At 41.1% G+C, this 23932-nt stretch carries 21 protein-coding genes and 1 other annotated feature; of the genes, 20 read left to right on the top strand and 1 reads right to left on the bottom strand.

Annotated features, from left to right (window positions below; translation table 11 throughout):
* Positions 1–4 precede the first annotated feature (4 nt).
* The 3 genes from dltC to NST15_RS12855 all read left to right on the top strand — a co-directional run bounded on the left by dltC (position 5) and on the right by NST15_RS12855 (position 1922).
* Complete coding sequence (gene dltC / locus NST15_RS12865; protein WP_003216498.1) at positions 5–241, top strand: D-alanine--poly(phosphoribitol) ligase subunit 2; 237 nt, start codon at positions 5–7, stop codon at positions 239–241.
* On the top strand, positions 241–1407 hold the full coding sequence (gene dltD, locus NST15_RS12860; RefSeq protein WP_342498574.1) for a D-alanyl-lipoteichoic acid biosynthesis protein DltD: 1167 nt from the start codon (positions 241–243) through the stop codon (positions 1405–1407). The genes dltC and dltD overlap by 1 nt, the downstream gene beginning before the upstream one ends.
* 95 nt (positions 1408–1502) lie before the next feature.
* Complete coding sequence (locus tag NST15_RS12855; RefSeq protein WP_058213892.1) at positions 1503–1922, top strand: YkvA family protein; 420 nt, start codon at positions 1503–1505, stop codon at positions 1920–1922.
* Positions 1923–2105: 183 nt separating this feature from the next.
* Here the strand turns inward: NST15_RS12855 and NST15_RS12850 are convergent, their stop codons facing one another.
* Positions 2106–3149, bottom strand: coding sequence for a lactonase family protein (locus NST15_RS12850; protein ID WP_342498573.1), 1044 nt, complete (start codon positions 3147–3149; stop codon positions 2106–2108).
* Positions 3150–3581: 432 nt separating this feature from the next.
* Between NST15_RS12850 and ilvE the strand changes: the two genes are divergently transcribed.
* From ilvE to NST15_RS12765, 17 genes are all read left to right on the top strand, one after another.
* Positions 3582–4496 (top strand): branched-chain-amino-acid transaminase, encoded by a 915-nt coding sequence (ilvE, locus tag NST15_RS12845; protein ID WP_008342856.1) that lies wholly within the window; start codon positions 3582–3584, stop codon positions 4494–4496.
* A gap of 8 nt (positions 4497–4504) precedes the next feature.
* Positions 4505–4752: a binding site (T-box leader), on the top strand.
* 122 nt (positions 4753–4874) lie between these two features.
* Positions 4875–6599, top strand: coding sequence for an acetolactate synthase large subunit (gene ilvB, locus NST15_RS12840; RefSeq protein WP_008342854.1), 1725 nt, complete (start codon positions 4875–4877; stop codon positions 6597–6599).
* Positions 6596–7114, top strand: coding sequence for an acetolactate synthase small subunit (gene ilvN, locus NST15_RS12835; RefSeq protein WP_007501584.1), 519 nt, complete (start codon positions 6596–6598; stop codon positions 7112–7114). The genes ilvB and ilvN overlap by 4 nt, the downstream gene beginning before the upstream one ends.
* Positions 7115–7132: 18 nt before the next feature.
* Positions 7133–8161 carry a ketol-acid reductoisomerase gene (gene ilvC, locus NST15_RS12830; RefSeq protein ID WP_007501581.1) on the top strand — a complete coding sequence of 343 codons (1029 nt, stop codon included), beginning with the start codon at positions 7133–7135 and terminating at the stop codon, positions 8159–8161.
* Positions 8148–9701, top strand: a complete 1554-nt coding sequence (locus NST15_RS12825; RefSeq protein ID WP_008342850.1) for a 2-isopropylmalate synthase — start codon at positions 8148–8150, stop codon at positions 9699–9701. Before ilvC ends, NST15_RS12825 begins: the two co-directional genes overlap by 14 nt.
* Before the next feature lie 18 nt (positions 9702–9719).
* The gene (gene leuB / locus NST15_RS12820; RefSeq protein WP_056705888.1) at positions 9720–10817 is read left to right on the top strand and encodes a 3-isopropylmalate dehydrogenase; all 1098 of its coding nucleotides are present in this window, start codon (positions 9720–9722) and stop codon (positions 10815–10817) included.
* A gap of 42 nt (positions 10818–10859) precedes the next feature.
* Entirely contained in the window at positions 10860–12275 is a 1416-nt protein-coding gene (leuC, locus tag NST15_RS12815) for a 3-isopropylmalate dehydratase large subunit (protein ID WP_008342845.1), read from the top strand.
* Positions 12276–12290: 15 nt separating this feature from the next.
* Positions 12291–12890: a 3-isopropylmalate dehydratase small subunit gene (gene leuD / locus NST15_RS12810; protein ID WP_008342843.1), complete on the top strand. Its 600-nt coding sequence runs from the start codon at positions 12291–12293 to the stop codon at positions 12888–12890.
* Between the two features lie 123 nt (positions 12891–13013).
* Positions 13014–14021, top strand: a complete 1008-nt coding sequence (ddcA, locus tag NST15_RS12805) for a DNA damage checkpoint antagonist DdcA (RefSeq protein WP_008342841.1) — start codon at positions 13014–13016, stop codon at positions 14019–14021.
* A gap of 240 nt (positions 14022–14261) precedes the next feature.
* Positions 14262–15536 carry a trigger factor gene (gene tig / locus NST15_RS12800; RefSeq protein ID WP_008342839.1) on the top strand — a complete coding sequence of 425 codons (1275 nt, stop codon included), beginning with the start codon at positions 14262–14264 and terminating at the stop codon, positions 15534–15536.
* A 251-nt stretch (positions 15537–15787) separates the two neighbouring features.
* Positions 15788–17053: an ATP-dependent protease ATP-binding subunit ClpX gene (clpX, locus tag NST15_RS12795; RefSeq protein WP_007501568.1), complete on the top strand. Its 1266-nt coding sequence runs from the start codon at positions 15788–15790 to the stop codon at positions 17051–17053.
* A gap of 139 nt (positions 17054–17192) precedes the next feature.
* Positions 17193–18854 (top strand): ATP-dependent protease LonB, encoded by a 1662-nt coding sequence (gene lonB / locus NST15_RS12790; RefSeq protein WP_007501566.1) that lies wholly within the window; start codon positions 17193–17195, stop codon positions 18852–18854.
* A gap of 171 nt (positions 18855–19025) precedes the next feature.
* The gene (gene lon, locus NST15_RS12785; RefSeq protein ID WP_008342837.1) at positions 19026–21350 is read left to right on the top strand and encodes an endopeptidase La; all 2325 of its coding nucleotides are present in this window, start codon (positions 19026–19028) and stop codon (positions 21348–21350) included.
* On the top strand, positions 21347–21934 hold the full coding sequence (gene yihA / locus NST15_RS12780; RefSeq protein WP_035701772.1) for a ribosome biogenesis GTP-binding protein YihA/YsxC: 588 nt from the start codon (positions 21347–21349) through the stop codon (positions 21932–21934). The genes lon and yihA overlap by 4 nt, the downstream gene beginning before the upstream one ends.
* Before the next feature lie 237 nt (positions 21935–22171).
* Complete coding sequence (locus tag NST15_RS12775) at positions 22172–22312, top strand: hypothetical protein (RefSeq protein WP_017367733.1); 141 nt, start codon at positions 22172–22174, stop codon at positions 22310–22312.
* 70 nt (positions 22313–22382) lie between these two features.
* Complete coding sequence (locus NST15_RS12770) at positions 22383–23531, top strand: MFS transporter (RefSeq protein ID WP_035701769.1); 1149 nt, start codon at positions 22383–22385, stop codon at positions 23529–23531.
* A complete protein-coding gene (locus NST15_RS12765; RefSeq protein WP_035701766.1) occupies positions 23532–23927 on the top strand; it encodes a hypothetical protein in 396 nt (131 codons plus the stop codon).
* The last annotated feature ends 5 nt before the right edge of the window (positions 23928–23932 follow it).

Below are 23932 nucleotides of genomic sequence, written 5' to 3'. Positions count from 1 at the left end.
AATTATGGAATTTAAAAATCAAGTATACGGTATTATTGCAGAGGTTTGTCAGGACGACGTTGTGAAAGAAAATCCAGAGATTGCAATTTTTGACGAAGGTCTTTTAGATTCATTTGGTACAGTAGAACTACTTATGGCAATTGAAAGTCAACTTGGAATTACTGTTCCGATTACAGAGTTTGATCGTGATGTGTGGGATACACCGAATCACATTGCTGAGCAGCTGGCAGAGATGAAGTAATGAAAAAGCGTTTTTTTGGGCCGCTTATTTTAGCGGCTGTTCTATTCATTGGTGTTCTTCTTGTACCAAATGCATGGCTCTCACATCTGATCCCAAAAGACAAATTACAAAAGTCAGCCACAGAATTAGATCCAGGGATGTTCCAAGGGCTTTATTTACAAGATGAAATGCTAAAAGATCCAACTTATTTGCCGATCTATGGATCTTCTGAACTATCACGTTTTGATCCATATCACCCTACGAATTTCTTTCATGAAAATCCTCAAGGGTTTACACCTTATCTTGTTGGAAAAGGTGGATCGCAATCATTAATTCATGCCATGAACTTTGCAGCGCATATGGATGAATTAAAAGGGAAAAAGCTTGTGTTTATCGTGTCCCCGCAGTGGTTTGTCAAATGGGGATCAGACGAGAATCACTTTGCTCCTAACTATTCAGCGCTTCAGGCGCTTGATCTCGCTTATAATAAAGAAATTGATCCAGCTGTTAAAAAAGAGCTCATTAAAAGAATCATGAAGTTTAAGGCAGTAAAGAACGACATGGTCATTACAGAGCTTTTTAAAGCAGAGCTTTCTGGGAACAAATTCGCCTTTGGTGCGATTTCTCCTATTGCAAAAATGTATTATGGCATGCTTCAAAAGAAAGACATGTACTATACGATCGGGTCTGGGCATGAGCGCAAGCTTCGTCCGTCTCCTTCAGTGAAAGGGAAAACATGGACTGAGCTTGAAAAAGAAGCGAGCGTCTTAGGATCTGAAAAAGCAGGGGACAACCCGTTTTATATTGATCAGAGACTGTTTGACCGCAAGCTGAAGCCGATCATGAAAAAGATGAAGGATTCTCGTCGCGACAATTCTTATGCAGAATCACCTGAATATAAAGATTTCCAGATCATGCTGGATATTTTAAAACAGGCAGGGGCGAAGCCTTTATTTGTGACGATTCCCGTCAACGGAAAATGGTATGATTACACTGGTTTTCCGAAAGAGGGACGTACAGATTATTATCAAAAAATCAATCGTCAAATTCGAGATAATGGGTATGAAGTCGCAGATTTGACTTCTCATGAGTATGACCCATATTTCTTTAAGGATACGATTCATGTGTCGTATAAAGGATGGGTATACATCGATAAGGCGATCGAAAAATTTTACAAAGAGCAGTAGAACGCAGCAGCTTTCTGCTGCTTTTTGTTTGTCGAATGAGTGGATTTCTTGTATAAATAAGGTGGAAGGGCTATGCTGAATATGGAGGCGATACGATGAATCGTTCTGAGAAAAAAGAACTATTAAAGCGTTCAAAGAAGCATTTTAATGATCATGCCTTTTGGAAAAAGTTAAAAAAGACGGCACAAAAAGCTGGAGTTTCTCTTGTCTATGCTGTGTTATTACTTTATTATACATTGCAAAAACCCGAAGTACCGGTTAAAGCGAAAACCCTCATCATTGGGGCGCTAGGGTACTTTATCCTTCCGATTGATCTGATCCCTGATACATTGGTGGGGATCGGCTACACAGATGATCTAGGCGCCATCACATTTGCTCTGCTTCAAGTGGCAATGTACATTGATGACGATGTCAAAGGAAAAGCGAAAGACAGGCTGGGAAAATGGTTCGGTGAAAAAAGCGATACGTCTTTCATTGATCAAAAGCTTGAAGATGGCGGTATGCCGTCTGCTTAAAGAAAAGCCTCTTAAAAGTGTAGACAAACCCTCGCATTCTTTGTCAGTCCTGCGCTTCGGTGCTCGTTCTTCCTAGACTTCAAGGGTTTTCAACTACGCTGAAAAAAAGACAAAGGGCTAAAATAAAGTTCATTTTAGCCCTTTGTCAACAATCTAATGCCTCCTAAACGGAGGCTTTTTTCATTACCCTAAAAATTTCACGCAAACCGGATGCGGAACGGTGATGTCTGATTGTAAGACAGTGAGTCGACCGGTTTCTTTGTCACGTTTGTATAACACAAGGTTGCTAGATTCTTGGTTTGAACCAACGAGAAATTCTTCTGTTGGATCAAGGACAAAGTCTCTAGGCCAATTTCCTTCAGATGAAGCAATTTCAACGAGGCTTAGTTTGCCGTCATGATCTGCTTTGAAAATGGCAATGCTGTCATGTCCACGATTTCCTGCATACACAAATTGACCGTCAGAAGACACATGAATGGCGCTGCCTTGATTATTCTCTGTGAAGTCATTAGGAATGGTTGCGATCGTTTGGATCTCTTCGAAATGACCATCTTCAAAATAACGAAGTACAATGACCTCTGAGCTGAGCTCTGTCATGACATAGGCCACAGGTTTCGTTGGGTGGAATGTGATATGACGAGGGCCGCTGCCTGGTTTTGTTTCAAATGTATGGGCAAGCTCAAGTTTGCCGTTTTCTTTCTTATACGTATAAATACCGTCTGTGCCAAGGTCAACAGCCACTGCAAATTGTTCATCAGGTGTCAAACCCATAAAGTGAGTGTGCGGTTTTTCTTGACGGTCTTCGTTTGGTCCAGTGCCTTCATGCTGCGCCTGTGACAGTGTGCGGATCACTGAGCCGTTTTCAGCATCAATTTCATACATCTCTGCTGTTCCTTTATGATAGTTTGCTGTAAACGCCGTTTTCGTTTGGCTGTCCACGCTGACGTGACAAGGAGAAGCCCCATCGGCAAGCTCTTGGTTGATGAAACGAAGTGCGCCGGTGTCGGTATCAATTTGATACGCAGCAAGACCGCCCTGTGCTCCTTCTTTCACAACAGCATACACAAACTTTTGAGAATCTGAGACAGTTAAATATGTAGGATTTTCAAGTTCTGCAGCCACTTCTACTTGTTCAATCTGCTGCTTGTCCGTATTTAAAGTAAAAGAATAGATTCCTTTACTGTCTCCTTTTGTATACGTTCCGATATAACCTCTGATGTTAGCCATGTATTGCCCTCCTTCTATAAGATGCTCTCATTCTATCACAAATTCATAGGAAAACGCTTTAGAAAGGCATGCTGAAGGAAAAAACAAACGCAATGAAATCTCACAATATTCTTCAAAAACCGTGTGAAAAAATATTACAAAAGCTTGTTCAAAAGAAAACCGTTCATGTAGAGTAAATAAATTGAAGAAAAAATACAAAAAATTTTAAGTTTTTTCATTCCTTGTCTAGCAAAGGTGTAAGCGTATACATTTTATTTTGATTAGTCTAAATTGTCTAATAATTTTAAAAATGCTGTTGACACTGTATGGAAAGCGGCGTAAGATGGGTTCAACAAAAGCAAACAGACACGCAGAGTAAGCGTGAGACACTTCAATATAAAGTGTCTGAAAATTCAACTACTTTTTGTTTGAAAGAGAGGGTGCTCACTGAAGATGGAAGACCAAAAGGAACAGTGGATCTTTTTAAACGATGAACTCGTGAAAAAAGAGGATGCGAAAATTTCAGTTTATGATCATGGCTTCTTATATGGTGACGGTGTGTTCGAAGGAATACGTGTATATAACGGAAATATCTTTCGAATGAAAGAACACTTAGATCGCCTGTATGATTCCGCTAGATCCATTATGCTGAACATTCCATATTCACTTGAGGAGCTCACTGAAAAAATGATTCATACAGTTGAAAGGAACGGCCTAAAAGATGCCTATATCCGCCTTGTTGTCTCAAGAGGAGCCGGTGATCTTGGCTTAGATCCAAACAACTGCGGGAGAGCCAACACAGTGATCATTGTAGAGCCGCTGGCCATCTTTCCAAAGCACCTATATGAAACAGGTATTGATATTGTGACAGTACCGACAAGGCGAAATCGTCCTGACGTACTAAGTCCAAAAGTGAAATCATTAAACTATTTGAATAACATTCTTGTCCGAATCGAAGCCCATATGGCCGGTGTGAGTGAAGCGCTGATGCTGAACGATCAAGGGTACGTGGCAGAAGGTTCTGCAGACAATGTGTTTATTTATAAAAAAGGTAAGCTCTATACACCGCCAGGTTATATCGGCGCTCTTGAAGGCATCACAAGAAATGCCATCATGGAGATTGCAGAAGACTTAGGCTACGAAGTGAAAGAAGAACCTTTCACAAGACATGATGTGTATACAGCTGAAGAAGTCTTCCTGACAGGAACCGCTGCCGAAGTCATCGCTGTTGTAAAAGTTGACGGCCGTATCATTGGCGAAGGAAAGCCAGGGTTCCACACAAACAAACTTCTTGAACAATTCCGCAAGCGAGTCGTTGAAGAAGGAGAAAAAGTAGTCTTTACCGATGAGAACATTCACGCAAGCTAAATAGATATCGATAAACGTTGAAGAGGACTAGTAGCTTTAGAGTCAGTATCTACAGAGAGCCGGTGCTAGCTGGAAACCGGTGTTACTTTCTAAAGTGAACTCACCTCTGAGTGTCTGCTTGAAATGATAGTAGGGCAGACCGAGTGACATTGCATCACTCGTTACCAAAATGGATGAAAGATGTCCATGAGACGGCAGCATGATTTGCCGTGAACAAGGGTGGTACCGCGAAAAACAAAGCTTTTTCGCCCCTTTGACCTAGTGAAAAGTAGTGTCATTGTGGGGTGAGAAGGCTTTTTTATATGGTCTCATATCTCTATCTTGAATGGAAAAGGGTGAAAGGACTTGACTGAAGCAAGACAAAGAGGAGGAAATCAAATGGGGACAAATGTACAAATGGAGACGGAAAAATCAAATGCACCACAAACGATGAACGGTGCACTCATGTTAATTGAAGCACTCAAAAGAGAAAAAGTAGAAGTCATTTTTGGTTATCCTGGCGGAGCCGTTTTACCAATCTACGATAAAATTTACGATTCTGGTTTATTTCATGTTCTGCCAAGACATGAGCAAGGAGCGATTCACGCAGCGGAGGGATACGCAAGAGTATCTGGTAAACCAGGCGTTGTTATTGCCACATCAGGACCGGGGGCAACAAACCTAGTCACAGGAATTGCAGATGCGATGATTGATTCACTACCTATGGTTATCTTCACTGGACAGGTGGCAACCTCAGTCATTGGATCAGATGCATTCCAAGAAGCAGATGTACTTGGTATCACAATGCCAATCACAAAACACAGCTATCAAGTGAGACGTCCAGAAGAGTTACCGGGTGTCATTAAAGAGGCATTTCACATCGCAACAACCGGCAGACCTGGTCCAGTCTTGATTGATATTCCAAAAGATGTCGCTGGTATTGAAGGGACATTTGAATACGATCAGCCAATCGATTTGCCTGGTTATCAGCCGAAAATTGAGCCGAATTATTTGCAAATTCGCAAGTTAGTAGAAGCTGTAAGCAGAGCAAAGAAACCGGTTATTCTAGCAGGAGCTGGCGTTCTACATGGCAAAGCGTCGGAAGAATTAAGGCAATATGTAGAGCAGCAGCAAATCCCTGTCGCTCATACATTGCTTGGGCTTGGTGGATTCCCGGCAAAGCATCCTCTTTTCCTAGGAATGGCGGGTATGCACGGCACATACGCAGCGAACATGGCACTACATCAATGTGACTTACTCATTTCAATCGGAGCGAGATTTGATGACAGGGTAACCGGCAACCTCAATCATTTTGCAAAGCATGCGAAGGTGGCTCATATTGACATCGACCCAGCGGAAATTGGTAAAAACATTCACACTCATATCCCGGTTGTTGGTGATAGTAAGCTAGTGCTTCAAGAACTGATCAAGCAGGACGGGAAACAAGGTGAATCAGACGAGTGGAAGAGCCAGCTAAATCAGTGGAAGGAAGAATATCCGCTCTGGTATGTCGAAAACGAAGCTGAAGGCTTTAAGCCTCAAAAGCTGATCGAATACATTCATCAATTTACAAAAGGTGAAGCCATTGTGGCAACTGATGTCGGACAGCACCAAATGTGGGCTGCACAGTTCTATCCATTTGAAAATGCCGATAAATGGGTGACATCTGGTGGGCTTGGCACAATGGGATTTGGTTTACCGGCAGCGATTGGCGCGCAGCTAGCTGATCAAGAGGCAACGGTTGTGGCGATTTTAGGAGACGGAGGTTTCCAAATGACCCTGCAAGAACTTGCCGTTATCCGTGAGCTGAACCTTCCAGTGAAAGTGATTGTTCTCAATAATCACAGTCTTGGAATGGTAAGACAATGGCAAGAAATTTTTTACGAAGAACGCTACTCACATTCTAAATTTTCAGAGCAGCCAGACTTCGTGAAATTATCTGAAGCTTATGGCATTAAAGGGATCAGAATCTCATCAGACGAAGAGGCGCAAGAAAAGCTAGAAGAAGCATTAACGTCTAGAGAGCCTGTTTTCATCGATGTCAATGTAGCGAGAGATGAGAAAGTATTCCCGATGGTAGCACCGGGGAAAGGACTTCATGAGATGGTGGGGGTGAAACCTTGAAAAGAATTATTGTGTTGACTGTATTAAATCGATCAGGCGTACTGAACAGAATCACAGGCCTTTTTACGAAAAGACACTACAACATTGAAAGCATTACGGTCGGCCATTCTGAGATTCAAGATGTATCACGCATCACGTTCGTCGTCCATGTAGACCAGGAGAAAGACATCGAACAGCTGACAAAACAGCTGAACAAACAAATCGATGTCCTCAAAGTAACGGATATTACAAACCAATCAATCGTTCAGCGAGAGCTGGCTTTGATAAAAGTCGTATCTGCACCAGCATCTAGAATGGAGATCACTGGGGTCATTGAACCTTTTAGAGCTTCTATTGTAGATGTGAGCAGAGAGAGTGTCGTCATTCAGGTGACAGGTGAGTCTTCAAAAATTGAAGCACTCATTGAATTACTTAAGCCATACGGCATTAAAGAAGTCGCCAGAACTGGCACCACGGCCTTTGCGAGAGATAATCAGCAAAAGCCGCAAACAAATAAAACAATTTCAATTGTCTAAACAAAAGGAGAGAGTCAAATGGTAAAAGTATATTATAACGGTGATATTCAAGAAAACGTATTAAACGGTCAAAAGGTAGCTATCATTGGTTACGGATCACAAGGTCATGCACATGCATTGAACTTAAAAGAGAGCGGCGTAGATGTGATTGTCGGTGTGAGAAAAGGCGGATCTTATACAAAAGCACAAGAAGACGGTCATCAAGTATTCACAGTAAAAGAAGCAGCAGCACAAGCAGATGTCGTCATGGTATTACTTCCTGACGAACAGCAAAAGAAAGTATATGATGAAGAAATCAAAGATCAATTAGAAGCTGGCAACTCTCTTGTATTCGCACACGGATTCAACGTTCACTTCCATCAAATTGTTCCTCCAAGTGACGTAGATGTGTATCTTGTGGCTCCAAAAGGTCCAGGACATCTTGTCAGAAGAACATATGAGCAAGGCGCTGGTGTACCTGCACTATTTGCTATTTATCAAGATGTATCAGGTCAAGCGAAAGACAAAGCACTTGCTTATGCAAAAGCAATCGGCGGAGCAAGAGCAGGCGTTCTTGAAACAACATTTAAAGAAGAAACAGAAACGGATCTATTCGGTGAGCAGGCAGTTCTTTGTGGAGGTCTTACTTCATTAGTAAAAGCAGGTTTTGAAACATTAACAGAAGCTGGTTATCAGCCAGAGCTTGCATACTTCGAGTGTCTGCATGAACTGAAATTGATCGTTGACCTTATGTATGAAGAAGGATTAGAAGGTATGAGATATTCAATCTCTGATACAGCGCAGTGGGGTGACTTCGTATCAGGACCACGCGTTGTGGATGCAAAAGTAAAAGAATCAATGAAAGCAGTCTTGACTGACATCCAAAACGGAACATTCGCAAAAGAATGGATTGTTGAAAACCAAGTGAATCGTCCACGTTTCAATGCGATCAATGCAAATGAAAATGAGCACCAAATTGAAATCGTCGGAAGAAAGCTTCGTGAAATGATGCCTTTCGTTAAACAAGGAAAGAAAAAGGAAGCGGTGAGCGTCGGTGCGAAAAATTAATTTTTTTGACACAACACTTCGAGATGGAGAGCAATCACCAGGAGTGAACTTAAATGCACAAGAAAAGCTAATCATTGCTAAGCAGCTTGAGCGCCTTGGGGTTAATATTATTGAAGCGGGTTTTCCCGCTTCATCCCGAGGGGATTTCTTAGGCGTACAAGAAATTGCAAGAACGATTAAGAACTGTTCAGTTGCAGGACTTGCACGATGTGTGAAAGGTGACATTGATGCTGCATGGGACGCATTAAAAGATGGAGCTCAACCAAGAATACACGTCTTTATTGCGACTTCTGACATTCACCTCAAGCATAAGCTAAAGAAAACACGTGAAGAAGTGGTTGAACAAGCTGTTTCAATGGTGAAATACGCGAAAGAGCGCTTCCCAGTTGTTCAGTGGTCAGCAGAAGATGCATGCCGGACAGATCTTTCTTTCCTAGCAGAAATTGTAGAAAAAGTGATCGACGCAGGCGCAAGTGTCATTAACTTGCCTGATACTGTTGGATACCTAGCACCAAAAGAGTACGGAAATATCTTTAAATATATGAAGGAACACGTTCCAAATATCGATCAAGTCATCTTGTCAGCACACTGTCATGATGATTTAGGAATGGCTGTAGCGAACTCACTTGCTGCCATTGAAAATGGAGCAGATCAAATTGAAACAGCTGTCAACGGTATTGGAGAGCGCGCAGGAAATGCTGCTTTAGAAGAAATTGCAGTTGCCCTTCATATTCGCAAAGACTTTTACCAAGTCGAATCAACCATTCAGTTGAATGAAATTAAGCGCACAAGTGATGTAGTGAGCAAATACTCAGGTATGATTGTACCGCGTAATAAAGCAGTCGTTGGAAACAATGCATTTGCCCATGAATCAGGTATTCACCAAGATGGATTCCTCAAAGAAAAAACAACCTATGAAATTATCTCTCCAGAGCTTGTAGGCGTCACAACAGATGTGCTTGTCCTTGGTAAACACTCCGGAAGACACGCGTTTAAAGACCGCTTAAAAACACTCGGCTTTAAATTGACTGAAGAAGAAATCAATAAGTTCTTCGAGACATTTAAGAACTTAACAGAGAAGAAGAAAGAAATCACAGATGATGATTTGATCTCTATTATATTAGAAGAAAAAGTAGCAGACCGGAAAATCGGCTATGAATTTGAAAGTCTTCAAGTTCACTATGGGACAGAGCAAATGCCGACAGCAACAGTCTCTCTTAAAAATCAAGAAACGCAGGAAGTCATTCAAGAAGCAGCTACAGGTGCAGGCAGTGTAGAAGCTGTGTACAACACGCTTGAGCGCTGTATGGAGGAAAGAATTCATTTGCTAGATTATCGTATTCAATCCAATGGAAAAGGCAGAGACGCACTAGCGGAAGTATATGTCACTGTTTCAATAGAAGGAAAAGAAACAGCAGGACGCGGTGTAGCACAAGATGTGCTGGAAGCATCGGCTAAAGCTTACGTCAATGCAGTGAATAGACATTTAATCTTTAAATCAAACCTAATAGAAATTGAGAAACATCACGCCATCTCATAAGAAAGGAGGAAGGGACTCATGAAAAAGAAAATTGCACTTTTGCCCGGCGATGGAATCGGACCGGAAGTCGTCACATCAGCCGTCGCTGTCCTGAAAGAGACAGCGGCTCAATTTCAACACGAATTTGAATTCGAAACAGCTCTCATTGGCGGTATAGCGATAGATGAAAAAAACAATCCGCTCCCTAAAGAAACAGTAGAAGTGTGCAAAAGCGCAGATGCGATTTTATTAGGAGCCGTTGGCGGACCAAAGTGGGATCAAAACCCGCCAGAACTTCGCCCAGAAAAAGGCTTGCTCTCCATTCGCAAGCAGTTGGACTTATTTGCGAACATCCGCCCTGTCAAAGTATTTGATAGCTTGAGTGAGGCTTCACCGTTAAAACAAGATCACATTAGCGGAGTAGATTTCGTCATCGTTCGTGAATTAACTGGAGGCCTCTACTTTGGCGAACCAAGTGAGCGCTACATGGATGATGAAGGAAAAGAAGCTGCGGTTGATACACTTCTTTATACAAAGGAAGAGATTGTTCGTGTATTAAAAGAAGCGTTCGACATGGCGTTAACGAGACGGAAAAAAGTAACGTCTGTGGATAAAGCAAATGTTCTCGCTTCGAGTAAACTATGGCGGGATGCGGTAGAAGAAGTTGCATCACAATATCCAGATGTCGCATATGAGCACATGCTCGTCGATAATGCCGCGATGCAGCTGATTTATAAGCCCGCTCAATTTGATGTCATCGTGACAGAGAATATGTTTGGTGACATTTTAAGTGACGAAGCATCTATGATTACTGGCTCACTCGGCATGTTGCCATCTGCTAGTTTATCAAGCACCGGCCTTCATTTATATGAGCCGATTCATGGTTCAGCACCCGATATTGCGGGGCAAAATGTCGCAAACCCTCTGGCTACTATATTGTCAGCAGCCAGCTTGCTTAGAACATCCTTTGCTTTAGAAGAAGAAGCGGCTGCAATTGAAGCAGCTGTGGAAGCCGTTCTTGCCTCTGGCAAACGAACAAAGGACCTAGCATCAAAAGAGGGAACGTATGAAACGACTGATGATATCACGAAAGCCGTTGTAGATGCACTCAAACAACGTACGAAATCAATTGTATAAATAGAAATCTTGTTGAATTAGGTAGAGGGAGGAAAAAGGGTTATGCCTCGAACAATCATCGAAAAAATATGGGATCAGCATGTTGTCAAAAATGGCGAGGGAAAACCAGACCTTTTATATATTGATCTGCACTTGGTGCATGAGGTGACGTCACCTCAAGCATTTGAAGGATTAAGACAAAAAGGGCGCAAGGTGCGAAGACCACAAAACACATTTGCGACGATGGATCACAACATTCCGACTGTGAATCGATTTGTGATCAAAGATGAGATTGCGAAGAAGCAAGTCAGTGCTCTAGAGCGCAACTGTGCTGAATTCGGGGTCCGTCTAGCTGACCTTCACAGTGTAGACCAAGGAATCGTTCATGTCGTTGGACCAGAGCTTGGTTTAACACTTCCGGGGAAAACAATCGTGTGTGGAGATAGTCATACATCTACTCATGGCGCATTTGGTGCACTTGCCTTTGGGATTGGCACAAGTGAGGTTGAGCATGTACTTTCCACACAAACACTTTGGCAGCAGCGTCCGAAGACACTAGAAATTAGAGTAGACGGAACGCTTCAAAAAGGGGTAACAGCCAAAGATGTCATTTTGGCAGTCATTGGCGCACACGGCGTGAAGTTCGGTTCAGGTTATGTCATTGAATACACTGGGGAAGTATTCAGAAACATGTCAATGGATGAGCGGATGACCGTTTGTAATATGTCAATTGAAGCAGGCGCAAGAGCAGGATTGATCGCACCTGATGAAGTGACCTTTGAATATTGCCGCGGACGCAAATACGCACCGCAGGGTGAAGATTTTGAAGCAGCGATCAAAGAATGGAAAGAACTAAGAACAGATCCGGGTGCGACCTATGATAAAACCATTGTTTTAGATGGAAATCATATTTCACCAATGGTCACGTGGGGAATTAACCCAGGAATGGTGCTCCCTGTGGATGCAGAAATTCCAGGACCTGAAGATTTTGCACAAGAAGATGATCAAAAAGAAGCAAAGCGTGCTTATGAATACATGGGGGTTCACCCGCATCAGCGTATTGAAGATATTACGATTGAGCATGTGTTTATTGGCTCATGTACGAACTCAAGAATGACTGATTTACGCCAAGCCGCTTCTATGATTGAAGGCCAAAAAGTAGCCGATCATGTCAGAGCGATTGTGGTTCCTGGCTCACAAAGTGTCAAACTGCAAGCAGAAGAAGAAGGTCTTCATGAAATTTTCCTAGAAGCAGGATTTGAATGGAGAGAATCTGGCTGTAGTATGTGCCTCAGCATGAATAACGATGTGGTGCCAGAAGGTGAACGTTGTGCATCTACATCAAACCGTAACTTTGAGGGACGTCAAGGGAAGGGTGCAAGAACGCATCTAGTCAGCCCGGCAATGGCTGCAATGGCTGCCATACATGGCCGATTTGTCGATGTCAGGAAGTTTAATCAAGAGAAAACAGTCGTGTAAGGAGTTGTGTCATAGATGGAGCCTTTAGTCACTCATAAAGGAAAAGCCGCTGTGCTTAACCGTATAAATGTAGATACAGATCAAATCATTCCGAAACAGTTTTTGAAAAGAATCGAACGAACAGGATATGGCCGATTTGCCTTCTTCGACTGGCGATATTTAGCAGATGGCAGTCCGAATCCAGATTTTGAACTCAATCAGCCGATTTATGAAGGAGCCTCTATTTTGATCGCAGGCGAAAACTTTGGCTGCGGGTCATCAAGGGAACATGCGCCTTGGGCACTTGATGATTATGGCTTCAAAATTGTCATTGCCCCATCTTTCGCCGATATTTTTCATCAAAACTGTTTTAAAAATGGGATGCTTCCGATCCGCCTTGATTATGATGTGTGGAAAACGTTTGCTGCATCATATGAAAACAAAGGATATGAAATGACAGTTGATCTGGAAAAACAACAGATTCAAGACCATGAAGGGAATGTTACTCCTTTCGATGTAGATCCACACTGGAGAGAAATGCTCCTGAATGGCTATGATGAGATTTCATTAACATTGTTACTAGAAGATGAGATTCAGGCATTTGAAGAGAAACGTAGCAGCTGGCTGCGTGCATAAACAACGAGAAGCCGTCCCCGTGGTGTGACGGCTTCTTTTTTGCATGAAAACCTCTCGTTACTTGTGTTTACTAACCTTCGTTGGTAAACTGATAAAAAATATGCGCCCGAAAGGAACGTAAGCATGAAACATGACAAGAAGAAAGATAATGTCATTTTGTTTCCTGGTCTGAAAGAAAGACTGATTGAAAAAGGAATGGCAGCATTAAAAGATAAACAGTATCAAGAGGCGCTTCACTTATTTTCAGAAGCGAAATCGTATGATGACGATGAAGAATCCGATATTCATCTCGGTATGGCGATTTGTTTTCTAGAGCTTGGTGAGCTGCAGGATGCAAAGCGAGTATGTGAAAAGATGCTACATGAAGGATATGGACACTATTTCACTGTGCTTCAAGTGTATATGACCATCTTAATTCAGCTGAAAGAGTACGAGGAAGTCAAACAAACAATTGAGGCTGTCCTTGAAGAAAATCACCTTCCAGCAGAAAGCGCGGAGCATTTTTATAAACTGCTTGAATTTAGCAGAAAGATGATTGAATCACCAGAAGAGATTTTAGACGAAGACGAGGAAGGCAGCGGAGAAATCAATATAGATGAAATGCTCGAGCGGCCAGAAGAGCAGGTGCAGTTCATCCATTCGCTGAAAGACCGAAACATCACGCCGCATATGGGTCTATTAAATACGATCCTACAAAAGCCTGATGGAAACCCTTTGGTCAAATCATTGATCCTGCAACTTCTGTCAGATCATGATGTGGCAAAGCCGGTTCATGTGACGAAGTTCGGTGATTCTTTAACGCTTGTTCCTTCTGAGGCTGTCAAGCCAGAGCAAATGCCACTGCTTCAGCAAGTCCTTCGAAAGCTCGATGACACACTCGGTAATGAGAACCCAACCCTTTACCAAGGGGTTGAAGAGTTATGGCGCCGGCACTTATTTGTGCTATATCCATTTCTTCCTAAATATACGGATCCGAATCTTTGGGCTGCGGCACTTCATAAAGTCGGCTATGAAATGCATGGGATCGAGATTGATCTCGAAGAATTGCATTTATTGTATGATTTTAACGAACGAGAGCTGAGAGAAGCTTGTACAATGCTGAAAGATATTGAAGAAATTTCTTATTTGTAATTTGTCGATTTAGTTGAAAGACGGACTTGTTATGTTATAATATAATGGTTGTATTTGTGCATATATCGTGCGGTTGTAAGATTCCAACGGTTGAAAGACGTTATGTATAATCAAGTCAAATGTTGTATACATAAGACCGCTTCTTTAGCGGAGTGCGTGGTTTTTGATTGGACGAAGTCTTTATGATGCTTTAGAATGTAACAACGCACAATCTGAATAGATTTTTGGAGGGAAACACACATGTCAGTAAAATGGGAAAAACAAGAAGGTAACGAAGGTGTCTTAACAGTAGAAGTTGACGCTGAAACATTTAACAAAGCACTTGATGATGCATTTAAGAAAGTAGTTAAGCAAGTATCAATCCCTGGATTCCGTAAAGGGAAAGTACCACGTGGTCTTTTCGAGCAGCGTTTTGGAGTAGAATCTCTTTATCAAGATGCACTAGATATTCTTCTTCCAGTTGAATATCCAAAAGCAATCGACGAAGCTGGTATCGAGCCGGTTGACCGCCCTGAAATCGATGTTGAGAAAATCGAAAAAGGCGAAAGCTTAATCTTCACTGCAAAAGTAACAGTGAAGCCAGAAGTAAAACTTGGTGACTACAAAGGTCTTAACGTAGAAAAAGACGACACATCTGTATCTGATGAAGATGTCCAAGAAGAATTAAAAGCTATGCAAAACCGTCAAGCTGAGCTTGTTGTCAAAGAAGAAGGCGCAATTGAAAACGGCGATACAGTTGTTCTTGATTTCGAAGGATTCGTTGATGGAGAAGCATTCGAAGGTGGAAAAGCTGAGAACTACTCTCTTGAAGTAGGTTCTGGTTCATTCATCCCTGGTTTCGAAGAGCAATTGGTTGGTCTTGAAGCAGGTGCAGAAAAAGACGTTGAAGTGACATTCCCAGAAGAATATCATGCTGAAGACCTTGCAGGTAAACCAGCTGTATTCAAAGTGAAAATTCATGAAATCAAAGCAAAAGAACTTCCAGCACTTGACGATGAGTTCGCTAAAGATGTTGATGAAGAAGTAGAAACGATTGCTGAATTAACTGAAAAAACGAAGAAACGTCTTGAAGAAGCAAAAGAAAACGAAGCAGAAGGCAAACTTCGTGAAGAGCTAGTAGCAAAAGCTTCTGAAAATGCGGAAGTTGACGTTCCTCAAGCGATGGTTGACACTGAGCTAGACCGCATGATGAAAGAATTCGAACAACGTCTTCAAATGCAAGGGATGAACCTTGAGCTTTACTTCCAGTTCTCTGGACAAGATGAAGATGCGCTAAAAGAGCAAATGAAAGAAGATGCTGCTAAACGCGTAAAATCTAATCTTACTCTTGAAGCAATTGCTGCTGCAGAAGACTTACAAGTGTCTGATGAAGAAGTGGAAGAAGAACTTTCAAAAATGGCTGAAGCATACAACATGCCTATTGAAAATATCAAACAAGCGATCGGTTCTACTGAAGCAATGAAAGAAGATTTAAAAGTTCGTAAAGCAATTGATTTTCTTGTAGAAAACCGTTAATATGGTGCATAATAATAAAACAGGGCGCGAGTGACTCGTGCCTTGTTTTGTACAATTTTTGACTTATCATCGCTTCTTTTGGAAACGATAGTGTAAGTCGCATCTTTCTGTCATACATATCTCAATGTGCAGTGTTACAAACACATCATTACCGTCTTTTAGGAAAGTATGGTAAAATGCATACATACTGGACCCAGAAGGGTAGCTGACTGTTAGCTACAGGCAAGTGAAGAAGAATAAGGGGTGAAAGAATGTTTAAATTCAACGAGGAAAAAGGTCAATTAAAATGCTCGTTTTGCGGAAAAACGCAAGATCAAGTGCGTAAACTGGTCGCAGGACCTGGCGTATATATATGTGATGAATGTATCGAGCTTTGCACGGAAATAGTTGAAGAAGAGCTCGGTACTGAGGAAGAAGTTGAATTCAAGGATGTTCCGAAACCTCATGAAATCCGGGAAATTCTTGATGAATATGTCATCGGACAAGAGAATGCGAAGAAATCCTTAGCTGTAGCGGTTTATAACCATTACAAGCGGATTAATTCCAACAGTAAGATTGATGATGTTGAGCTTTCGAAAAGTAACATTTCTATGATTGGACCTACAGGAAGCGGTAAAACATTACTTGCTCAAACGCTTGCACGTATTTTAAATGTTCCATTTGCGATTGCAGATGCGACGTCTTTAACAGAAGCAGGTTACGTTGGGGAAGACGTAGAGAATATTTTACTAAAGCTGATCCAAGCAGCAGATTATGATGTAGAAAAAGCTGAAAAAGGCATTATCTACATTGATGAGATCGATAAAGTAGCAAGAAAATCAGAAAACCCTTCTATCACTCGTGATGTATCTGGGGAAGGTGTACAGCAAGCCCTTTTGAAAATTCTTGAAGGAACAGTCGCTAGTGTACCGCCTCAAGGTGGACGTAAGCATCCTCATCAAGAATTCATTCAAATTGATACAACAAATATCCTCTTCATTTGTGGTGGAGCCTTTGACGGCATTGAGCAAATCATCAAACGCCGCCTAGGTCAAAAAGTCATTGGATTCGGTGCGGAAAATAAAATTGAAGATCTTGAGAAAGAAGTCCTTCTATCAAAAGTTCTGCCAGAAGACTTACTTCGCTTCGGTTTAATCCCAGAATTCATCGGTCGTCTTCCGGTTATTGCAAGCCTAGAGCCGTTAGATGAAAAAGCACTTGTAGAAATCTTGACGAAGCCTAAAAATGCGCTCGTTAAGCAATATACAAAAATGCTTGAGCTTGATGATGTTGAGCTTGAGTTTGAAGAAGATGCTCTTAGCGAAATTGCGAAAAAAGCAATTGAGCGTAAAACAGGAGCTCGTGGTCTTCGCTCCATCATTGAAGGCATCATGCTTGATGTGATGTTTGATCTTCCATCTCGTGATGATATTGAGAAATGTGTCATTACTGGTGCAACGGTTGCTGATGGTGAGCCGCCACGTCTTGTCTTAAAAGACGGTACAGTCGTGAATAAAGATACAAAAACATCAGCATAAGCCCATTTGAATGACTCCTGAATCTTTTGATTCAGGAGTTTTTTATTTATCGTGGAAGTTGTGTTTATTCCGTCCAGCTCTAGGAAATACTAGCAGACAGAAACCAATACATAACGATAGATGAAGGAGGGAGCACCGATTGAGCTGGACAGGAATCGTATTATTCATACAACTGTTCTTTGGTATCGTCATCGGGTTGTACTTTTGGAACTTACTGAAAAATCAGCGCACACAAAAGGTGACGATCGATAAAGAATCAAAGAAAGAAATGGAAGCACTCAGAAAGATGCGATCCATTAAACTGAGTGAACCTTTATCAGAGAGAGTCCGGCCAAAGGGGTTTCAAGATATTGTAGGGCAGGAAGACGGTATACGTGCACTAAAAGCAGCCCTGTGTGGACCGAACCCGCAACATGTCATCGTCTACGGGCCGCCTGGTGTTGGAAAAACAGCTGCTGCCCGTCTAGTGATGGAAGAGGCGAAGCGTCACGCTGATTCACCATTTAAAAAAGATGCAGTATTTGTTGAGCTTGATGCCACAACGGCAAGATTTGATGAACGAGGCATCGCAGACCCCTTGATTGGTTCCGTACATGATCCCATTTATCAAGGAGCAGGGGCCATGGGGCAGGCCGGCATTCCGCAGCCAAAACAAGGAGCCGTCACACATGCTCATGGGGGCGTTCTCTTTATCGATGAAATTGGAGAACTGCATCCGATTCAAATGAACAAAATGCTCAAAGTGCTAGAAGATCGAAAAGTGTTTTTAGATAGTGCTTATTACAGTGAAGAAAATACGCAGATCCCGAATCACATCCATGATATTTTTCAAAATGGGTTACCCGCTGATTTTCGACTGATTGGCGCCACGACAAGAACACCAGACGAAATTCCGCCGGCTATTCGATCAAGATGTTTGGAGATTTTCTTCAAGGATTTGGATCAGCATGAGCTGAAAATTGTTGCAGCTAAAGCAGTCGAGAAAATACAGAAGGAATTAAGTGACGAAGGACTGAACCTGTTAACATCTTATGTGAAAAATGGACGTGAAGCGGTCAACATGGTACAGATCGCCGCAGGTATGGCTGTCACTGAAAACCGAAAGGATATTACGATCGCCGATGTAGAATGGGTCATTCATTCAAGCCAGCTGACACCAAGATATGAACAAAAAGTACCGGAAAAGCCAAAGGTAGGAGTAGTAAATGGTCTTGCCGTGTATGGACCGAACAGCGGGGCTCTGCTTGAAATTGAAGTGAACATTTGTAAAGCGCTTGAAAAAGGCAGTATCAATATTACAGGTATTGCGGAAGAAGAAAGCATCGGCAATCAGTCTAAATCGATCAGACGGAAAAGTATGGCGAAGGGCTCAGTTGAAAATGTATTAACCGTGCTTCGAAACTTAGGCATACGAACAAATGAATATGATATCCACATTAATTTTCCGGCTGGTGCCCCGATTGATGGGCCGTCTGCTGGAATTGCGATGGCCACAGCCATTTTCTCAGCCATTCATCAAATCCCGATTGATCATTTAACGGCGATGACCGGTGAGATTGGATTACAAGGTCAGGTGAAGCCGATCGGCGGTGTCATACCAAAAATCAAGGCAGCCAAACAAGCAGGTGTCAAAACAGTGATCATCCCTTATGACAATCAGCAGTCGATCTTAAAAGAGATTGAAGGGGTGACGATTGTGCCTGTGAAGCACTTCCAAGAAGTGCTGGATCAGTGTTTGGTGAATCCGCCAGATGAGAAGAAAGATGGACTAGAAGAAGAAATGAAAAGGAAATCTGTTTAATCCCCATCTCATATGGGGATTTTTTAGTGAAATAGATCTTTTTTTCTTTTTCAAGATAAAAAGAAAGGGTATACTACGGTAAGATCATCATTTCTCAAGTCTTTTACATTGTACAAGACTGAAACAGGTATATTATAATGATTCATACTAGTGACGGAGGTGTCTATCAACATGGCAGATGAAATCAAAAAGAATGTTCCGCTTCTTCCGCTGCGAGGCTTGCTTGTTTATCCAACAATGGTCTTGCATTTGGACGTTGGGCGCGAAAAGTCTGTTCAAGCATTAGAACAGGCCATGATGAACGATCATATGATTTTTCTAGCAACACAGCGGGAAATTTCAATAGATGAACCAGGTGAAGAGGAAATTTTCAAAGTCGGCACCTACACAAAAATTAAACAAATGCTGAAGCTGCCAAATGGAACGATCCGTGTGCTCGTCGAAGGCTTAAATCGAGCGCAGATCGAATCCTACATGGAGCTAGAAGACTATACGTCAGTCGATATTAAAGAGTTGACAGAAGAAGAATTAAAGGACGCAGAAGCAGAAGCACTCATGCGCACTTTGTTAGATCACTTTGATCAGTACATAAAAATTTCAAAAAAAATCTCAGCTGAAACATATGCAACGGTGACGGATATTGAAGAACCTGGAAGAATGGCGGATATCGTCGCTTCCCACCTGCCTTTGAAATTAAAAGACAAGCAAGAAGTGCTGGAAACTGTCGATGTCAAAAAACGGTTGAACCGGGTCATCAGTCTCATTCACAATGAAAAAGAAGTGCTAGAGATTGAAAAGAAAATTGGCCAGCGTGTCAAACGTTCAATGGAGCGAACGCAAAAAGAATATTATTTGCGCGAACAAATGAAAGCTATTCAAAAAGAGCTTGGAGACAAAGAGGGGAAAACAGGCGAAGTCAGTACGCTTATGGCTAAAATTGAAGAGTCCGGCATGCCAGATTCCGTTCGTGAAACGGCTTTAAAAGAACTGAACCGTTATGAAAAAATCCCTTCAAGCTCTGCTGAGAGTTCTGTCATTCGCAATTATATTGATTGGCTGATCAATCTGCCGTGGGGCACATATACAGAAGATCGTCTAGATTTAAAGCTTGCAAGCGAAATTTTAGATGACGAGCACCACGGGCTTGAAAAAGTAAAAGAGCGGGTACTCGAATATCTTGCTGTTCAAAAACTAACAAATTCATTAAAGGGACCGATTCTTTGCTTGGCAGGACCTCCTGGGGTAGGGAAGACGTCACTTGCTAAATCCATTGCCAAATCACTCGATCGAAAGTTTATCCGTATCTCTCTTGGCGGTGTACGTGATGAATCTGAGATCCGTGGTCATCGAAGAACCTATGTAGGTGCGATGCCTGGCCGTATCATTCGCGGGATGAGCAAGGCGGGCACGATGAATCCGGTCTTTCTTTTAGATGAAATTGATAAAATGTCTTCTGACTTTAGAGGAGATCCGTCTTCTGCGATGCTTGAAGTGTTAGATCCAGAGCAAAATCATAACTTTAGCGATCACTATATTGAAGAGACATTTGATTTGTCTCAAGTGTTATTTATCGCAACTGCCAACAATTTAGCAACCATTCCAGGTCCACTTCGTGATAGAATGGAGATTATCACGATTGCAGGGTATACGGAAGTTGAAAAAGCAGAAATTGTGAAAGATCACCTTCTGCCGAAGCAGCTAAAGGAGCACGGATTAAAGAAAGGGAACTTGCAGCTTCGTGAAGCAGCGATTTACGATATGATTCGCTATTACACGAGAGAAGCAGGAGTCCGCGGATTAGAGCGTCAGCTTGCGGCGATTTGCCGAAAAGCGGCAAGAGCAATTGTGGCTGAAGACCGCAAACGCATCACAGTGACGGAAAAGAACTTATCTGAATTCCTCGGAAAAAGACTTTACCGTTATGGTCAGGCGGAAACGACCGATCAGGTCGGCGTTGTCACAGGCCTTGCATATACCTCAGTTGGCGGAGACACCTTGTCCATTGAGGTCTCACTCTCGCCGGGTAAAGGCAAGCTTTTGCTAACAGGTAAGCTCGGTGATGTCATGAGAGAATCTGCGCAGGCGGCATTCAGTTATATCCGTTCAAAAGCAGATGAACTGAACATTGATCCTCAATTTAATGAAAAGCACGATATTCATATCCATGTTCCAGAGGGTGCGGTTCCAAAGGACGGGCCATCAGCTGGTATTACCATTGCGACGGCTCTTGTATCAGCACTCACAGGACGTCCTGTTTCAAAAGAGGTTGGCATGACAGGAGAAATTACGTTAAGAGGAAGAGTGCTTCCGATTGGCGGATTAAAAGAAAAAGCATTAGGCGCACATCGTGCAGGACTGAAAACGATTATTCTTCCAAAGGACAATGAGAAGGATATTGATGATATTCCTGAAAGTGTGAGAGAAGGATTAACTTTTATTCCGGTTTCACATTTAGATGAGGTGCTTGAGAAAGCGTTAGTAGGAGAGGGAAGATGAAAGTAACAAAATCAGATATCGTCATTAGTGCGGTGAAACCAGAGCAGTACCCGAGCGGGGGACTGCCTGAGATCGCACTTGCTGGACGATCAAATGTTGGAAAGTCCTCGTTCATTAACTCATTGATTAATCGGAAAAATTTAGCGCGTACGTCTTCTAAACCAGGAAAGACCCAGACGCTTAATTTTTACATTATTAATGATATGCTCCATTTTGTGGACGTCCCAGGTTATGGCTTTGCAAAAGTATCAAAAACAGAGCGCGAAGCATGGGGGAGAATGATCGAAACGTATATTACAATGCGTGAAGAGTTAAAAGCAGTCGTCCAAATTGTGGATCTGCGTCATAAGCCATCCGCAGATGATGTGAACATGTATGAATTCCTTAAATATTATGGAGTTCCTGTGATCATTATTGCGACAAAGGCCGATAAAATTCCAAAAGGCAAATGGGAAAAGCATGTGAAAGTCGTCAAACAGACACTCGACATTGACCCTTCAGATGAATTAATCCTTTTCTCTTCTGAAACAAAAAAGGGAAAAGATGAAGCTTGGAATGCGATCCTTGCGAAGATTAACAGCTAAGAAGATAATAAAAAGTTGTAAGAAAACATTTGTTTTCTTACAACTTTTTTTCATATGCTGAGAAAAACGTAGAACTTGAAGGAAAACGATTAAGTTTAAATTCGTTCTGTTTCTAGAAATTATTGAATGCCGAAAGTTTATTAAATAGATGCTAAATTATAATTAATTTCCATATTTACAAATAAAATCAATTACGGTAATATGATATTGAAAATATTTCAGATAGGAGTGGTAATAATGAAATTAAAAGCAAGAACTTGTTACAATTACTCACTAAATGAAATGAAGGAAAAACAATCAAAACTGAAAGCGAGAACATGCTATAATTACTCGCTAAATGAAATGAAAGAAATGCAAAAGGAATTAAAGAAAAAGTAAGAGAGTATGATGAGAAACAGAGGTTTTTTAGAATCTCTGTTTCTTAACACTTAAATAAGGAATAGTGTACATGAATATTAGTAGAGTGAGTACATTAGTTTATTTGGATACTATGATTGTTTTCATAGGGGCATTAGTTTGGACTGGATTGCCTCTTTATTTCTTTGAGATGACTGGTTCCTATTTTTATGCAGGCAGTATGTATCTGATTGGTGGCTTTTCGTTTATTTTAAGTAATATTGTGAGCAACTATTTATTTAAAGTTTTTTCTAGATACACAGCAAAATTTTTCGTCACCACATTGTCTATCCTAACCCTTGCTTCGTTTTTTGCTTTAAACAATCAATTATTTAATCTAATGTTTTTTTTAATGCTTGCTTTTCAATTTTTTATAAATGGCTTATCGTTTATTTTAGAATCGGGATTTAACATGTTTTTATCCAATCAACCCCATAAAGATATTGCATATCGTAATATGTTTTTACTCTCAGCTAAAACAATTGGTTTCTTTAGTGGACCAATTTTGTTTATATTCTTTGGATCAGAAATGTATCTTGTTTTTCTGCTCTTTTTTATTGGTTTGTTGGTTTATGAGTATTTGTATCCAATTGTTGCCCAGTTGAAAATCGAAAGTATATCTTTCGCGAATGTTGAAATATTTAAAAAAGTACCAAAGAGTTATTTGTGCATCATGTTTATTGATGGGATGTTTTTACCTGTAGTAATGAATTATTCGTTTATTATTCTGAAAGAAACGTTTTCGGCAAGTGATCTTACTGTATCATTATTTTGGCTAATTGGCGGAGTATCGGTTTTACTAGGAAATCTATTGATCCGAAGAATGGATATACAAAAAATACATTCGAAAATCTATCTTATAACGATATATCTTATGTTTGGGTTAATTCTAATGATTTTAGCGCCCGATAGTTCACTGTTTTTAATTGGTTTTTTTATTTTGACACTCATTAACCCGTTGTTTATGAGCTTAATCAAAGCATCTTTTTTAGTTGTTTTTGATCCTCACTATAGAAGTATGGCACTTGCAGGTATGAATACATTGAATCAGCTAGGAACGATATTAATCATTACAGTGATTACATTCATGTTGGAAAGTTCTAAAATTTTCAATATTTCTTACATCATTCCATTATGTCTTTGTATAGGAATCATTCGATTTTTGATTCTAAAAAATATTTTAAAAAGGGGAATTCAATGAATGGATAAAGTGAGTTATCCTGACTTTTCGGTGGACTTAGTAGAAGCATGTTTGAAGTTTGGTTACTATTTTGAAGGAATGGATAAAGAGAATGTTACTCGATTAGTAGATCAATACAAAAAATTTTGGTTCATGATCAAAAAATATCCCGATTGTTCTTTTGCCCCAAATACTGAAATTGATGAGGTTTGGCATTTACATATGCTGTTACCACAAAACTATTATTACGATTGTATGTCGTATTTCGGCATTATTTTAGCTCATGATGCTGGATTTGGGAATCAAGCTGATGAAGTGGATATACTAAATGAAATGTTTGATAGCGGAAATGATTTATGGGAAAAAGAATTTGGATTTAGATTACCTGATGAAAATGAACTTAAGACGAAACCATAAAAATG

Origin of the sequence: Bacillus sp. FSL R5-0820, assembly GCF_038593385.1 — a bacterium.
GTDB lineage: Bacteria > Bacillota > Bacilli > Bacillales > Bacillaceae > Bacillus > Bacillus altitudinis.
The sequence above is the reverse complement of the archived record's forward strand: the minus strand, read 5'-3'. Positions and strand labels throughout refer to the sequence as shown.